Source organism: Streptomyces sp. NPDC048521 (genome assembly GCF_043199855.1).
Lineage (GTDB): Bacteria > Actinomycetota > Actinomycetes > Streptomycetales > Streptomycetaceae > Streptomyces.
Window position 1 is genome coordinate 520,297 of the sequence record NZ_JBICWR010000003.1, and the last position, 14,441, is coordinate 534,737.

The window sequence follows — 14,441 nt, forward strand, 5'->3', positions numbered from 1 at the left end:
CGGCTAGCCCTCCTGCGCGGCTCTCATCGCCGCTCCGACGATCCCCGCGTTGTTCTGCAGCTGCGCGGGCACGATCTCGGCCTTGACGCCCTCGATCAGGTGCAGGAACTTGTCCGCCTTGCGGCTGACCCCGCCGCCGATGATGAACAAGGACGGCGAGAACAGCATCTCCACGTGAGCCAGGTACTTCTGGACGCGGTGCGCCCACTGCTGCCAGTTCAGGTCGTAGTCGTCCTTGGCCTTGCTGGAGGCGCGCTTCTCCGCGTCGTGGCCGCCCAGCTCCAGGTGGCCGAGCTCCGTGTTCGGCACCAGGACGCCGTCCACGAAGACGGCGCTGCCGATGCCGGTGCCGAAGGTGAGCAGGACGACCGTGCCCCGCCTGTCCCGTCCGGCGCCGAACTGCATCTCGGCGACGCCCGCCGCGTCCGCGTCGTTGACCACGGTCACCGGCAGCCCGCCGAGCCTGCCGCTGAACAGCGCCCGGGCGTCCGTGTCGATCCAGCTCTTGTCGACGTTCGCCGCCGTACGGACCATGGCGCCGCCGGTGACCACTCCGGGGAAGGTCAGCCCGACCGGGCCGGTCCAGCCGAAGTGGTCGATCACCTGCTTGACCCCGTCGGCCACGCCGTCGGGCGTCGCCGGATGCGGGGTGAGCACCTTGCAGCGCTCCTTGGCCAGGTCGCCCCTGTCCAGGTCAACAGGGGCGCCCTTGATCCCTGATCCGCCGATGTCCACGCCGAAGATCTGCATGGCACCACGTTACGACGGACCACTGACGGTCACTACGGCCTACGGCGGCCCGTACGGCCGCCCGTCACTCGCCGGCGGTGTCCTAGGCGCCGGCGCCGCCGCGCTGGGCGACCAGGGCCGCGGCCTCTTCGCGCAGGTCGCGGCGGAGTTCCTTGGGCAGCGAGAAGGTGATGGACTCCTCGGCGGCCTTGACCAGTTCCACGTCCCCGTAACCGCGCTCGGCGAGCCACTCCAGGACCTGCTCGACCAGCACCTCGGGCACGGAGGCACCGGAGGTGACACCGACCGTGGTGACGCCCTCCAGCCAGGCCTCGTCGATCTCGTCGGCGAAGTCGACCAGGTAGGCCTCGCGGGCGCCCGCGAGCTTGGCGACCTCGACCAGCCGCTTGGAGTTGGAGGAGTTGCGCGACCCGACCACGATGACCAGCTCGGCCTCGGCGCCCATCTGCTTCACGGCGAGCTGACGGTTCTGCGTGGCGTAGCAGATGTCGTCGCTGGGCGGGGAGACGAGCCCCGGGAACTTCGTCTTGAGGGCGTCGACGGTCTCCATGGTCTCGTCGACGGAGAGGGTGGTCTGCGACAGCCACACGACCTTCGACGGGTCGCGGACCTCGACCTTGGCGACGTCTTCGGGGCCGTCGACCAGCTGGATGTGGTCGGGGGCCTCGCCGGAGGTGCCGATGACCTCCTCGTGGCCCTCGTGCCCGATCAGGAGGATGTCGTAGTCCTCCTTGGCGTAGCGGACGGCTTCCTTGTGGACCTTGGTGACCAGGGGGCAGGTGGCGTCGATGGTGGCGAGACGGCCCTGCTGGGCCTCCTCGTGCACCACGGGGGCGACGCCGTGCGCCGAGAACATGACGATGTTGCCGGGCGGCACCTCCTCCGTCCGCTCGACGAAGACGGCGCCCTTCTTCTCCAGGGTCTGCACGACGTACTTGTTGTGGACGATCTCGTGCCGGACGTAGATCGGGGCCCCGTACTGCTCCAGGGCCTTCTCCACGGCGATCACGGCGCGGTCCACACCCGCGCAGTAGCCTCGGGGTGCGGCGAGCAGGACACGGCGGCCAGGCGAAGCGGTCATGCGTCCCATCGTAAGGCCGCGTTCGGGGGCGCAGAGATCGCGTCACCGTGGCCAGGCGGGGAAGACTGGTCCCCATGTCCGACACCGGAACGACGGCCTCCGCGGTCGACGCGCACCACCGGCTGCGGCGCAGCCTCGGCTTCCGGGACCTCGTGGTCTACGGGCTGCTGTTCATCGCCCCGATGGCCCCGGTCGGGGTCTTCGGCACGCTGGACGCGGCGTCGCACGGTGCGGTGGCGCTGGTGTACGTGGTGGCCACGATCGCGATGGCGTTCACCGCGTTCAGCTATGCGCAGATGGTGCGGGTGGTGCCGCGTGCGGGATCGGTGTTCGCCTACGCCCGCGCGGGGCTCGGCAAGGAGGCGGGGTTCGTCGCGGGCTGGATGGCGATGCTCGACTACGTGCTCATCCCGGCGGTGGCGTATCTCTTCTCCGGGATCGCGATGAACGCGCTGGTGCCCGAGGTGTCCCGCTGGGTGTGGACCGCCCTGGCCGTCGTCGTCACGACCTTGCTGAACCTGTGGGGCGTACGGGCCGCCGCGCGCGTGGGTTTCCTCGTGCTGGCGCTGGAGATCGCCGTCCTGCTGGTGTTCGTGGTGTCCGCGATCGTGGTGCTGGCGCGGGACGGGGCGGCGCGGGGACCGCTGTCGCCGCTGGCGGGCGACGGGACGCAGGGCGCCTTCGCGCTCTCGGCGGTGATCGGCGCGGTGTCGGTGGCCGTCCTGTCCTACCTCGGCTTCGACGCGATCGCCACGTTCGCCGAGGAGGTCACCGGGGGCTCGGCGAAGGTGGCGCGGGCGCTGCTGTTCTGCCTGGCGCTGGCCGGGGTGCTTTTCGTGGCGCAGACGTACCTGGTGGCGCTGCTGGAGCCGGTGACGTCCGCGCAGCTGGCGCGCGATCCCGGCAGGCAGGGGTCGGCCTTCTACGACGCGGTGGACGTCTCCGTCGGCACCTGGCTGCACGACCTCGTGGCCGCGAGCAAGGCGATCGGGGCGGCGTTCGCGGCGCTGGCGGGGCAGGCCGCGGCCGGCCGGCTGCTGTTCGCGATGGGGCGGGACCGACGGCTGCCCCGTGCGCTGTCCCGGACGGACGCCGGGGTACCGCGGGTCGCTCTGCTGTGCGCGGCGGTGATCACACTGCTCGCGGCGGGCTGGGCGGCGCGGCGCGACGACGGCCTCGACAAGCTCGTCTCGGTGGTCGACATCGGCGCGCTGACGGCGTTCACGCTGCTGCACGCGAGCGTGGTGGGGTATTTCGCGGTGCGGCGGGGCGGGGGTCCGGTGAGCTGGTGGCGGCATGTGCTGGTGCCGGTGGTGGGGGCGGCGATCACGGTGGCGGTGATCGTGGAGGCGTCGCGGGTGGCGCAGGTGGTGGGCGGGGTGTGGCTGGTCGTGGGTTTGCTGGTGCTGGTGGGCCAGCGGGGCCGGGCCGAGCACCCGACCAGCTGAGCGGTACCGGGGAGCCGGCGGGACCCGGCCGAGCGTCTCGACCAGCTGAGCGGTACCCGCGAGCCGGCGGGGCAGGCTGCGGCCTCTCGGGTAGCGGAGCTGTAGCGACGAGCCGGCGCGACCCGGCCGACCGTCTCCGCCAGCTGAGCGGCACCGGCGATGCCGGCGGGGCAGGCTGCGGCCTCTCGGGTAGCCGGTAGCCGGTGGGTGCGAAGCCGGCCGCACCGCGGTCCCGCGGGGAACTGCGCGACGAGCCACGACGCACCCGCGCCCGGACGTCGGCCCGCGGGCCGACGGCGCCCCCCTGTCGGTGGCGCCCGTTACGCTCGCCGCATGGCTGTGAACACGTCCCCCGAAACCCCGCTCCCCGTCGGCGAGGTGTCCCGGATGATCGGGGGCTGGATCGACCGGCTCGGGGCGGTCTGGGTCGAGGGACAGATCACCCAGTTGTCGCGGCGCCCCGGCGCGGGGGTCGTGTTCCTGACGCTGCGCGATCCGTCCTACGACATCTCCGTCGGCGTGACCTGTTACCGGCAGGTCTTCGACGCCGTCGCGGACGTCGTCGGCGAGGGCGCCCGCGTCGTCGTACTGGCGAAACCCGAGTGGTACGCGCCGCGGGGCCAGCTGTCGCTCAGGGCCGCCGAGATCAAGCCCGTCGGCGTCGGGGAGCTGCTGGCACGGCTGGAGCGGCTGAAGAAGGCGCTCGCGGCCGAAGGCCTGTTCGCACCGGAGCGGAAGAAGCCGCTGCCGTTCCTGCCGCAGCTGATCGGCCTGGTGTGCGGGCGGGCCTCCGCCGCGGAGCGGGACGTGCTGGAGAACGCCCGGCACCGCTGGCCCGCCGTCCGCTTCGAGGTGCGCAACGTCCCCGTGCAGGGCGTGCACGCCGTCCCGCAGGTCGTGCAGGCGGTGAAGGAGCTGGACGAGATCGACGAGGTGGACGTCATCATCGTCGCGCGCGGCGGCGGCAGCGTGGAGGACCTGCTGCCCTTCTCCGACGAGCAGCTCGTGCGGGCGGTGGCGCAGTGCCGTACGCCCGTCGTGTCGGCCATCGGGCACGAGCCGGACAACCCGCTCCTGGATCACGTGGCGGACCTGCGCGCCTCCACCCCGACGGACGCGGCGAAGAAGGTCGTACCGGACGTGGGCGAGGAGTTCGAGCGGGTGCGGATGCTGCGGGACCGCACCCGGCGCTGCATGAACGCGTTCCTGGAGCGGGAGGAACGCGGCCTCGCGCACGCGCTGGCCCGGCCCTCGATAGAGGATCCGCACCGGATGATCGACGAACGTGCCGATCAGGTGGCGTCCCTGACCGGGCGGAGCCGGCGGACCCTCGGGCATCTGCTGGACCGCGCGGACTCCGAGCTGACGCACACCCACGCGCGCGTGGTGGCCCTCTCGCCCGCGGCCACGCTCAAGCGGGGTTACGCGGTGCTGCAGAAGGCCGACGGGCATGTGGTGCGGGACCCGGAGGAGGTCGCGCGGGGCGAGGCGCTGCGGGCCCGGGTCGCCGACGGCGAATTCACAGTGAAGGTAGGCGAATGACCGGCAAGGTGGACGAAGCGCTCTCGTACGAGCAGGCGCGGGACGAGTTGATCGAGGTCGTACGGCGACTGGAGGCGGGCGGTACGACGCTGGAGGAGTCCCTGGCGCTGTGGGAGCGCGGTGAGGAGCTGGCCAAGGTGTGCCGGCGCTGGCTGGAGGGGGCGCGGGCGCGACTGGACGCGGCGCTGGCCGAGGAGGCGGAGGACGAGGACGCCGAGTAGCGGCGCCGAGCGGACGCGGCGCGCGGGGCTGTGCGGCGAGTGGGCTGTGAAGCCAGTCACCGCACCCCGACTTTTGTTGAACGTTTAACTTCTCTTCGCGTAGGGTCGAGCGCGTCAACCGGTCCGAGCCCCCGGACCGGACGCACATCCGAGGAAGTCACGCATGTCTCTCGTTCTTGACCCCGCCGCCCAGGACCTGCTGTTCCGCGAGGCCCGCACCGCGAACACCTTCACCGACGAGCCGGTGACCGAGGAGCAGGTCCAGGCGATCTACGACCTGGTCAAGTACGGCCCCACCGCCTTCAACCAGACCCCGCTGCGCATCACCCTGGTCCGCTCCGCCGAGGCCCGCGAGCGCCTGGTGCAGCACATGGCCGAGGGCAACCGGGCCAAGACCGCCACCGCCCCGCTGGTCGCGATCCTCTCCGCGGACAACGAGTTCCACGAGGAGCTGCCGGCCCTGTTCCCGGCCTTCCCGCAGGCCAAGGACGTCCTCTTCGCCGAGCGCCCGGCCCGCGAGGGCTCCGCCGCGCTGAACGCCGCACTGCAGGCCGCCTACTTCATCGTCGGTGTCCGCGCCGCCGGCCTGGCCGCCGGCCCGATGACCGGCTTCGACTTCGAGGGCGTCCGCAAGGAGTTCCTGGACGACGACCACACCCCGCTGATGGTCGTCAACATCGGCAAGCCGGGCCCCGACGCCTGGTACCCGCGCTCGCCGCGACTGGCGTACGACGACGTCGTCACCACGGTCTGAGCCACCGCGCACCCGTGTACGACGAAGGCCCCCGGCGGTGCCGGGGGCCTTCGTCGTACACGGGTGTCACTGCATCTTCAGCGCCGCCGCCATCTTCGCCAGCTCGGTGAAGGACGCCGTGCCCGCCACCACCGTGGTGGCGCCGGGCGTGCCCTGCAGCACGAGGGCGTCGTAGCGGCCGCCGGTGTAGCGCGTCCAGGTGCGGTCGCCGATCTTCTCGGTCCGCTTCGTCGCCGACGCGCCCTGGCTGGCCTCGTCGATGAAGTCGGCGGGCTTCGCCGTGGACTGCTCGACCTGTACGTACTGGCCGTCCGGGGACTGGAAGCCCAGGTGCCAGCGGTCGGAGTTCTCGCCCTGGAAGCGTACGGAGGTCGCCTTCCAGGTACTCGGCAGGCCTTCGGGCGCGGCCACCGGATAGCTCACCGCACGCCGGGCCGTGAGCAGCTCCACCCGGTAGTCGACCCGCTTGAGGTCGGGAGCGTGATCATCGTGCGGGATGGTGAGGAAGTAGACCACCGCCGCCGCGATCCCGATGAGGACCAGGGAGAGGATCATGTCCCGGGCCGTCTTCTGCTTGCCGTTCGAACCTGCCACGCCCTCTATCGTCGCAGGTGCCCCAAGTGCTCATCCGTGGGGTCCCCTGCTCATTTTGGCTGCCCAAGGATAGAGTCAGAGGCCAAGACCCTCATCCGGCCGTCGTCGTATCAGAAAGGTGCGCTCCGATGACCGAAAATCATCACCTGCCGTCCGAACTCGATGTTCCCTCCGAGGCTCCCGACCGCAACCTCGCCCTGGAACTCGTCCGGGTGACCGAGGCCGCCGCGATGGCAGCGGGCCGCTGGGTGGGGCGCGGCGACAAGAACGGCGCCGACGGCGCCGCGGTGCGCGCCATGCGGACCCTCGTCTCCACCGTGTCGATGAACGGTGTCGTCGTCATCGGCGAGGGCGAGAAGGACGAGGCCCCGATGCTCTTCAACGGGGAACACGTGGGCGACGGGACCGGCCCCGAGGTCGACATCGCCGTCGACCCGATCGACGGCACCACGCTGACGGCCAAGGGCATGCCGAACGCGATCGCCGTCCTCGCCGCCGCCGAGCGCGGCGCCATGTTCGACCCGTCCGCCGTGTTCTACATGGACAAACTGGTCACCGGCCCCGAGGCGGCGGACTTCGTCGACATCAACGCGCCCGTGGAGGTGAACATCCGGCGGATCGCCAAGGCCAAGCGGTCCGCGCCGGAGGACGTCACCGTCGTCATCCTGGACCGGCCGCGGCACGAGGGTCTGATCCGGGAGGTCCGGGAGGCCGGCGCGCGCATCAAGCTGATCTCCGACGGCGACGTCGCCGGCTCGGTGTACGCACTGCGCGAGGGCACCGGCGTCGACCTGCTGCTCGGCATCGGCGGCACCCCCGAGGGCATCATCTCGGCCTGCGCCGTGAAGTGCCTCGGCGGCACCATCCAGGGCAAGCTGTGGCCCAAGGACGACGAGGAGCGGCAGCGGGCGATCGACGCCGGACACGATCTGGACCGGGTGCTCACCACCGACGACCTGGTGTCCGGGGAGAACGTCTTCTTCGTCGCGACCGGCATCACCGACGGCGAGCTGCTGCGCGGTGTGCGGTACCGGTCGGAGACCGCGCTGACCGAGTCGATCGTGATGCGGTCGAAGTCGGGGACGGTACGGCGGATCGACTCCGAGCACCGGCTGCGCAAGCTGCGGGCCTACAGCGCGATCGACTTCGACCGGGCCAAGTAGCGCGGGAATCGGGCGGACAGCGTCCACGAGAGGGGAACCGCGGGTCGTCGGCGGCCGACGGTGCGCGGTTCCCCGCACCCCCTCAGGTCGGCGGCGCCCCCGGTGCGGAGGGGGCGCCGCCGTTCACGATCAACCCGCTATGCGGTTCGCCGTCGCCCTTGCCGCCTTCTTCAGTTCCAGGTCGCGGCGGCGGCGCCTCGCCAGGACCACGCGGCGTTCCGCTGCCGTGAGGCCGCCCCAGACGCCGTAGGGCTCGGGCTGCAGGAGGGCGTGCTCGCGGCACTCGACCATCACCGGACAGCGTGCGCAGACGCGCTTGGCCGCCTCCTCGCGGGACAGCCGGGCAGCCGTCGGCTCCTTCGACGGGGCGAAGAACAGGCCGGCCTCGTCACGCCGGCACACCGCCTCGGTGTGCCAGGGGGCGTCCTGGTCCCTGTCGCGCGCTGACGCCCGCTGGGCCGGCACAGCAGCTACCTGCAGGGACGAATGCGGCGGTTGCAGCACGGTCTACTCCTGACGACGGCTTCGCGAGCGAGAGACGATGCAGCAAGGCCTACCCGCTGTGCGCGCGCCTATGCACTGCGTTCCCAACCGCGGGCGCACGACGGCGCGTTCACGCCCCCGCCACCGCCGACGCCGGCGGACGAATCCCTTCCGACACCCGGCGGGGTCCGCGACCGTCAACGGTCCAGGTGCTTGCGCAGCTTCCGGTCCACCTTGTCCTGGACGCGCTCCAGGATGTCCGCCACCAGCTTGCCGCGCTTGGGCCGCGCCTCCACATTGCCGAGGACGGCCCAGCCGTCGACGTAGACGACCGGGGCGTCGGACTCGACCGAGTCCAGCGGGCTCACCTCGAAGTTGCCCAGCACTCCGCCACCGGTGCCGCGCAGCGAGATGTTCTCCGGAACGCGGATCTGGACGTCACCGAAGACCGAGACGGCCTTGATCACGACCTGCTGGTACTCGAAGATCGCCTCGCTGAGGTCGATCTCGACGCTGCCGAAGATCGCGTACGCGTGCAGCCGGCGGCCGGCGCGCCAACGGCCCCGGCGCATGGCGCTGCTGAACACGGCCACCACGTTGGCGTCGGCCTCGGCCGGGATCTCGCCGGGCTCGGGGCGCGGCGGCACGGGCGTGTAGGCGGGGGCGGCGGACTGCCGGTGGCCGGCGGGCAGGTCCCGGATGAAGACCTCGAGTTCGCCCACCGTCTTGGCGTGCAGCACCCCCTCGACGCGCTCGGCGTGCTCCTCGGCGGTGAGCCTGCCCTCCGCCAGGGCCTCACGGAGGATGTCGGCGACCCGGTCGCGGTCGGCGTCCGAGGCACGCAGTTCGGAGACGCGCGGTCCGGCGTCCTGGATCGGGGCGGGCTTCTGAAGGTCCACGGCAGCAGCGTACCGAAACGCGATAGATCGCGACTAGGGGTGTGGAGAACCCGGGCGTGTCCCGGCACTGAGCCCCACCTCACACGCACTGAGCCTTACCTCACAGGTTCCGTGTCGGCGGCAGGTTCTAGGCTGGTGAGGCCCGCCGGCGTCGGCGGGCACCGTCCGTCAGAGTGAGGAATGGGCTGAGATGCCGCGTAGTTCCCCCCCAACCCGCCCAGCGTTCGCGTACACCGATCTGCTCCCCCAGGGCGAGGACACCACTCCGTACCGGCTGGTGACCTCCGAGGGCGTCTCCACCGTCGAGGGACCGGACGGGCGGACATTCCTCAAGGTGGAGCCGGAGGCGCTGCGCAAGCTGGCCGAGGAGGCCATCCACGACATCCAGCACTACCTGCGCCCCGCCCACCTGGCGCAGCTGCGCCGCATCATCGACGACCCGGAGGCGTCGGGCAACGACAAGTTCGTCGCGCTCGACCTGCTGAAGAACGCGAACATCGCGGCGGCCGGGGTGCTGCCGATGTGCCAGGACACCGGCACGGCGATCGTCATGGGCAAGCGCGGGCAGAACGTCCTCACCGCGGGTGAGGACGAGAAGCACCTCTCGCACGGCATCTACGACGCCTACACCAAGCTGAACCTGCGCTACTCGCAGATGGCTCCGCTCACCATGTGGGAGGAGAAGAACACCGGCTCCAACCTGCCGGCCCAGATCGAGCTGTACGCCACCGACGGCGGCGCCTACAAGTTCCTGTTCATGGCGAAGGGCGGCGGCTCGGCCAACAAGTCCTTCCTGTACCAGGAGACCAAGGCCGTCCTGAACGAGGCCTCCATGATGAAGTTCCTGGAGGAGAAGATCCGTTCGCTCGGTACGGCCGCCTGCCCGCCGTACCACCTGGCCATCGTCGTCGGCGGCACGAGCGCCGAGTACGCGCTGAAGACCGCGAAGTACGCCTCCGCCCACTACCTGGACGAGCTGCCGGCCGAAGGCTCGCCGCTCGGCCACGGCTTCCGGGACAAGGAGCTGGAGGAGAAGGTCTTCGAGCTGACGCAGAAGATCGGCATCGGCGCGCAGTTCGGCGGCAAGTACTTCTGCCACGACGTCCGGGTCGTCCGCCTGCCCCGGCACGGCGCGTCCTGCCCGGTCGCCATCGCCGTGTCCTGCTCGGCCGACCGGCAGGCCGTCGCGAAGATCACCGCCGAGGGCGTCTTCCTCGAGCAGCTGGAGACGGACCCGGCGCGCTTCCTGCCGGAGACGACCGACGAGCACCTGGACGAGTCCTCCGACGTCGTGAAGATCGACCTGAACCAGCCGATGGACACGATCCTCGCCGAGCTGACGAAGTACCCGGTCAAGACCCGGCTCTCGCTGACCGGCCCGCTGGTCGTGGCCCGTGACATCGCGCACGCCAAGATCAAGGAGCGGCTGGACGCGGGCGAGGAGATGCCGCAGTACCTGAAGGACCACCCGGTGTACTACGCGGGTCCGGCCAAGACCCCCGAGGGCTACGCCTCCGGCTCCTTCGGCCCGACCACGGCCGGCCGCATGGACTCCTACGTGGAGCAGTTCCAGGCGGCGGGCGGCTCGAAGGTGATGCTCGCCAAGGGCAACCGCAGCAAGCAGGTCACCGACGCGTGCAACGCCCACGGCGGCTTCTACCTCGGCTCCATCGGCGGCCCCGCCGCCCGCCTCGCCCAGGACTGCATCAAGAAGGTCGAGGTCCTCGAGTACGAGGAGCTTGGCATGGAGGCCGTCTGGAAGATCGAGGTCGAGGACTTCCCGGCGTTCATCGTCGTGGACGACAAGGGCAACGACTTCTTCCAGGATCCGGCACCCGCGCCGACGTTCACGTCGATCCCGGTGCGCGGGCCCGGGCTGGCGTGACACCGCTCCCGCTCGCCCCCACTGCCCTCGGGCTTCACCTCTCCGCCCGTGGGCAGTGAGCCCCTTGGGGCCGAGCGGCCCGTGACTTACGATCAACCTCGTTGCGATCACGGCCACTTGACCCCGACGAGGCGCTCCATGCCGGCGAGCGAGCCACCCTCCACACCGCCCGCCTCCCCGGACCCCGAGGACGGTGGCCGGGCCACGTCCTCCTTCCTGAACGACGTCATCTCCGACGTGCTGCCCGAGGCGGCGGACCCCGACCCGCGCAGACGCAACCGCCGGGTGCTGATGCGAGCGGGCTGGGCGGCGCTGACCGCACTGTTCGCGTTCACGCTCACCAAGGGCTGCGACTGGCTGACCGCCGAGCACGACGCACAGGTGGCCAGCGACGCCGACGACAAGGTCGACCTGTCCGGCCCCGCGTTCACCTCGTCGGTACGGCTGGACGCCGGCACCACGCCCCCCGACGCCTACCTCTTCGACGCGCCGTTCTCCCCGCAGGAGAAGAGGACGTTGCTCGCCATGGGCAGGGACGACGGAGCCCTCACGCCGTTCGTCGAGGCGCATCACGGGCGTGGCGTCCTGGGTGCGGACCCGGTGCGCGCCCGCCCGACGGACCCCGCCCCCCTCTTCTCGCAGACCTGGCTCGTCGACATCCTCAGCGACCGCAAGGCCGGCCTGGTCATCAACGGGCTGCGCATGAAGGGGCTGACGTGCACGCCCGCCAAGGCCGCCGCGGTGATCGTCCGGAAGGGGCAGGCCGGTGGCAGCTACGAGGGGATGTTCTTCGACGTCTCCCGGTCCGCGGGCACGCCGTTCATCACGGGTGAGGAGGAGGGTCGGCACTACGGGAAGCCGTTCTTCCAGTACAAGAAGATCGACCTGGGCAACGGGGCGGCACCGGAGGGGCTGCGCGTTCAGGTCACCTCGTGGACGCAGGACTGCACCTGGAAGGCGTTCGAGGCCACGTACGTGGACACGCAGGGCACCCACACCCAGGACATCACCGACAACGGCAAGGGCTTCCGGGTCCGCGGCGTCGCGGCACCGTCGGCACAGGTGTTCGAGTTGCGGACGGCCGGGCCGTTCGTCAGGCAGTGCCATTGGCGCGACGTGAGGTCGTACGACTGCTGAGACGTGACGCACGGGCACCCACCCGGCCCAGCCTGCGGAACATCCCCGCCTTTCCGACCGCTATACCCGGCATGAGCGAATACCGCATCGAGCACGACTCCATGGGCGAGGTCCGGGTCCCGGCCCACGCCAAGTGGCGGGCGCAGACCCAGCGTGCCGTCGAGAACTTCCCCGTCTCCGGGCAGCGGATCGAGCGGGCCCACATCGAGGCGCTGGCGCACATCAAGGCGGCCGCGGCGAAGGTGAACGCCCAACTCGGGGTGCTGGACAAGGAGGTCGCGGAGGCGATCCAGGACGCGGCCGGCGAGGTGGCCGCGGGCAGGTGGGACGAGCACTTCCCGGTGGACGTGTTCCAGACGGGCTCCGGCACCTCCTCCAACATGAACACCAACGAGGTCATCGCGACCCTCGCCACCGAGCGACTGGGCCGGGACGTGCACCCCAACGACCACGTCAACGCCTCGCAGTCGTCCAACGACGTCTTCCCGTCCTCCATCCACATCGCGGCCACCGCCGCGGTCACCCATGACCTCATCCCGGCCCTGGAGCACCTCGCGGCCTCTCTGGAGCGCAAGTCCGAGGAGTTCGCCGACGTGGTGAAGTCCGGGCGGACGCATCTGATGGACGCGACGCCGGTGACGCTCGGGCAGGAGTTCGGCGGGTACGCGGCCCAGGTGCGTTACGGCATCGAGCGGCTGCGGGCCTCGCTGCCCCGGCTGGCCGAGTTGCCGCTGGGCGGCACGGCGGTCGGCACCGGCATCAACACCCCGTCCGGGTTCTCCGCCGCCGTCATCGAGGAGGTCGCCCGGGTCACCGGGCTGCCGCTCACCGAGGCCCGCGACCACTTCGAGGCGCAGGGCGCCCGGGACGGCGTCGTGGAGACCAGCGGGCAGCTCAGGACCATCGCGGTCGGCCTGACGAAGATCGCCAATGATCTGCGCTGGATGTCCTCCGGGCCGCGCACCGGTCTCGCCGAGATCCGGCTGCCCGACCTCCAGCCGGGATCGTCGATCATGCCGGGCAAGGTGAACCCGGTCGTTCCCGAGGCCGTGCTGATGGTCGCCGCGCAGGTCATCGGCAACGACGCCACCATCACCACCGCCGGTGCCGCCGGGAACTTCGAACTGAACGTGATGCTGCCGGTCATCGCCAAGAACGTGCTGGAGTCCATCCGGCTGCTCGCCAACGTCTCACGGCTGCTGGCCGACCGGACCGTCGACGGCATCACCGCCGACCGCGAACGCACCCGCGAGTACGCCGAGTCGTCCCCTTCCGTGGTCACCCCGCTCAACAAGTACATCGGCTACGAGGAGGCCGCGAAGGTCGCCAAGAAGTCCCTCGCGCAGCGCCGGACGATCCGTGAGGTCGTCCTGGAGGGCGGGTACGTGGAGCGCGGCGAGCTGACGCTGGAGCAGCTCGACGAGGCCCTGGATGTCCTGCGGATGACGCGCCCGTAACCAGGAGCGAACCTTTCCGGCCGCCGCCGTACAACCGTGACGGGCACCGCAGCGTCGTATGCCTACGGCACCTAATATCTGTGCATGACGGACGACGGAGCGGTGACACGAGTGGAAGCGGGACCTGTCGCGTACTGGGCGCCCGGGACGCAGATCCTGTGGCGTTACCGGGAGAACGCCGGCGAGCACGTCCACATCGCCCGGCCCGTCACCGTCGTACGCGACGACGCGGAGCTGCTCGCGGTGTGGCTGGCGCCCGGCACCGAGTGCGTGCGCCCGGTTCTGGCCGACGGCACGCCCGTGCATCTGGAGCCGCTGGAGTCCCGCTACACCAAGCCGCGCACGGTCCAGCGGGACCGGTGGTTCGGCACGGGCGTGCTGAAGCTCGCCGAGCCCGGCCGGCCCTGGTCGGTGTGGCTGTTCTGGGAGCCGGGCTGGCGGTTCAAGAACTGGTACGTCAACCTCGAGCAGCCGCTCGCCCGCTGGTCGGGCGGGGTGGACTCCGAGGACTACTTCCTGGACATCTCCGTGCACCCGGACCGCAGTTGGCACTGGCGGGACGAGGACGAGTTCGCGCAGGCCCGGCGGGACGGGCTGATGGACGAGACGACCGCCGAGCGGGTGCGAGCGGCCGGGCGGGACGCGGTGGCGGTGATCGAGGCCTGGGGGACGCCGTTCTCGGACGGCTGGCCGCACTGGCGCCCGGATCCGTCCTGGGCGGTACCGTCACTCCCCGATGACTGGGACCGTACCCCCGCGCACATGTCCTCATGAGACCCTTGATGCGCCCCCCGGCAAGAAACGTAGGATCGTCCTCCGCAAGGGCGTACAACAGCAACTCCCGGAGCATGTGCCGGGCTTGACCGATCGTCATCGAGGGGCGGCAGCACGTGAGCGAGGGGTACCAGGGCAACACCGCCGCCGGCCGCCACGGCCCCGGTGGCACGGCGACAACCTCTGAGCACGCGGGAATTCCGTTCCTGGGGCACGTATTGCGGGTATCGGGATTTCTGCGGGACCGACTGCG

Annotated in this window: 14 protein-coding genes; 9 read left to right on the top strand and 5 right to left on the bottom strand. The window is 70.9% G+C overall.

Annotated elements, in window-relative coordinates; translation table 11 throughout:
- Positions 1-3: 3 nt before the first annotated feature.
- The gene (gene ppgK, locus ACGFRF_RS09920) at positions 4-750 is read right to left on the bottom strand and encodes a polyphosphate--glucose phosphotransferase (protein WP_393738094.1); all 747 of its coding nucleotides are present in this window, start codon (positions 748-750) and stop codon (positions 4-6) included.
- Positions 751-832: 82 nt separating this feature from the next.
- Entirely contained in the window at positions 833-1,831 is a 999-nt protein-coding gene (locus ACGFRF_RS09925) for a 4-hydroxy-3-methylbut-2-enyl diphosphate reductase (RefSeq protein WP_393738095.1), read from the bottom strand.
- Positions 1,832-1,905: 74 nt separating this feature from the next.
- Here ACGFRF_RS09925 and ACGFRF_RS09930 point away from each other — a divergent pair, with 74 nt between their 5' ends.
- The 4 genes from ACGFRF_RS09930 (at position 1,906) to ACGFRF_RS09945 (ending at position 5,796) form a co-directional block, all read left to right on the top strand.
- Positions 1,906-3,279 (top strand): APC family permease, encoded by a 1,374-nt coding sequence (locus tag ACGFRF_RS09930; RefSeq protein ID WP_393738096.1) that lies wholly within the window; start codon positions 1,906-1,908, stop codon positions 3,277-3,279.
- A gap of 333 nt (positions 3,280-3,612) precedes the next feature.
- Positions 3,613-4,821 (top strand): exodeoxyribonuclease VII large subunit, encoded by a 1,209-nt coding sequence (xseA, locus tag ACGFRF_RS09935; RefSeq protein ID WP_393738097.1) that lies wholly within the window; start codon positions 3,613-3,615, stop codon positions 4,819-4,821.
- Positions 4,818-5,042, top strand: a complete 225-nt coding sequence (locus ACGFRF_RS09940; protein ID WP_393738098.1) for an exodeoxyribonuclease VII small subunit — start codon at positions 4,818-4,820, stop codon at positions 5,040-5,042. The genes xseA and ACGFRF_RS09940 overlap by 4 nt, the downstream gene beginning before the upstream one ends.
- Before the next feature lie 163 nt (positions 5,043-5,205).
- Complete coding sequence (locus ACGFRF_RS09945) at positions 5,206-5,796, top strand: malonic semialdehyde reductase (RefSeq protein ID WP_393738099.1); 591 nt, start codon at positions 5,206-5,208, stop codon at positions 5,794-5,796.
- A gap of 66 nt (positions 5,797-5,862) precedes the next feature.
- Here ACGFRF_RS09945 and ACGFRF_RS09950 read toward each other — a convergent pair whose 3' ends face one another.
- On the bottom strand, positions 5,863-6,390 hold the full coding sequence (locus tag ACGFRF_RS09950) for a DUF4245 domain-containing protein (protein ID WP_393738100.1): 528 nt from the start codon (positions 6,388-6,390) through the stop codon (positions 5,863-5,865).
- A gap of 128 nt (positions 6,391-6,518) precedes the next feature.
- Here ACGFRF_RS09950 and glpX point away from each other — a divergent pair, with 128 nt between their 5' ends.
- Positions 6,519-7,553, top strand: a complete 1,035-nt coding sequence (glpX, locus tag ACGFRF_RS09955; protein ID WP_393738101.1) for a class II fructose-bisphosphatase — start codon at positions 6,519-6,521, stop codon at positions 7,551-7,553.
- A gap of 129 nt (positions 7,554-7,682) precedes the next feature.
- On the opposite strand, the gene ACGFRF_RS09960 is transcribed toward glpX, so the two are convergent.
- Both ACGFRF_RS09960 and ACGFRF_RS09965 read right to left on the bottom strand, forming a co-directional pair.
- Positions 7,683-8,057 (bottom strand): WhiB family transcriptional regulator, encoded by a 375-nt coding sequence (locus ACGFRF_RS09960; RefSeq protein WP_393738102.1) that lies wholly within the window; start codon positions 8,055-8,057, stop codon positions 7,683-7,685.
- 176 nt (positions 8,058-8,233) lie between these two features.
- Entirely contained in the window at positions 8,234-8,935 is a 702-nt protein-coding gene (locus tag ACGFRF_RS09965) for a DUF1707 domain-containing protein (protein WP_393738103.1), read from the bottom strand.
- 190 nt (positions 8,936-9,125) lie between these two features.
- On the opposite strand from ACGFRF_RS09965, the gene ACGFRF_RS09970 reads away from it, so the two are divergent.
- The 4 genes from ACGFRF_RS09970 (at position 9,126) to ACGFRF_RS09985 (ending at position 14,188) form a co-directional block, all read left to right on the top strand.
- Positions 9,126-10,820, top strand: a complete 1,695-nt coding sequence (locus tag ACGFRF_RS09970; protein WP_393738104.1) for a fumarate hydratase — start codon at positions 9,126-9,128, stop codon at positions 10,818-10,820.
- 138 nt (positions 10,821-10,958) lie between these two features.
- Positions 10,959-11,957, top strand: a complete 999-nt coding sequence (locus tag ACGFRF_RS09975; protein ID WP_393738105.1) for a hypothetical protein — start codon at positions 10,959-10,961, stop codon at positions 11,955-11,957.
- Positions 11,958-12,028: 71 nt separating this feature from the next.
- The gene (locus tag ACGFRF_RS09980) at positions 12,029-13,414 is read left to right on the top strand and encodes a class II fumarate hydratase (RefSeq protein ID WP_393738106.1); all 1,386 of its coding nucleotides are present in this window, start codon (positions 12,029-12,031) and stop codon (positions 13,412-13,414) included.
- Between the two features lie 84 nt (positions 13,415-13,498).
- Positions 13,499-14,188, top strand: coding sequence for a DUF402 domain-containing protein (locus ACGFRF_RS09985; RefSeq protein ID WP_393738107.1), 690 nt, complete (start codon positions 13,499-13,501; stop codon positions 14,186-14,188).
- Positions 14,189-14,441 lie beyond the last annotated feature (253 nt).

Coding starts and splice junctions, on each gene's coding strand:
- ACGFRF_RS09945 (WP_393738099.1), top strand. CDS start 5,206: ATGTCTCTCGTTCTTGACCCCGCCGCCCAGGACCTGCTGTTCCGCGAG.
- ACGFRF_RS09940 (WP_393738098.1), top strand. CDS start 4,818: ATGACCGGCAAGGTGGACGAAGCGCTCTCGTACGAGCAGGCGCGGGAC.
- xseA (WP_393738097.1), top strand. CDS start 3,613: ATGGCTGTGAACACGTCCCCCGAAACCCCGCTCCCCGTCGGCGAGGTG.
- ACGFRF_RS09970 (WP_393738104.1), top strand. CDS start 9,126: ATGCCGCGTAGTTCCCCCCCAACCCGCCCAGCGTTCGCGTACACCGAT.
- ppgK (WP_393738094.1), bottom strand. CDS start 750: ATGCAGATCTTCGGCGTGGACATCGGCGGATCAGGGATCAAGGGCGCC.
- ACGFRF_RS09930 (WP_393738096.1), top strand. CDS start 1,906: ATGTCCGACACCGGAACGACGGCCTCCGCGGTCGACGCGCACCACCGG.
- ACGFRF_RS09985 (WP_393738107.1), top strand. CDS start 13,499: ATGACGGACGACGGAGCGGTGACACGAGTGGAAGCGGGACCTGTCGCG.
- ACGFRF_RS09925 (WP_393738095.1), bottom strand. CDS start 1,831: ATGACCGCTTCGCCTGGCCGCCGTGTCCTGCTCGCCGCACCCCGAGGC.
- ACGFRF_RS09980 (WP_393738106.1), top strand. CDS start 12,029: ATGAGCGAATACCGCATCGAGCACGACTCCATGGGCGAGGTCCGGGTC.
- ACGFRF_RS09975 (WP_393738105.1), top strand. CDS start 10,959: ATGCCGGCGAGCGAGCCACCCTCCACACCGCCCGCCTCCCCGGACCCC.
- glpX (WP_393738101.1), top strand. CDS start 6,519: ATGACCGAAAATCATCACCTGCCGTCCGAACTCGATGTTCCCTCCGAG.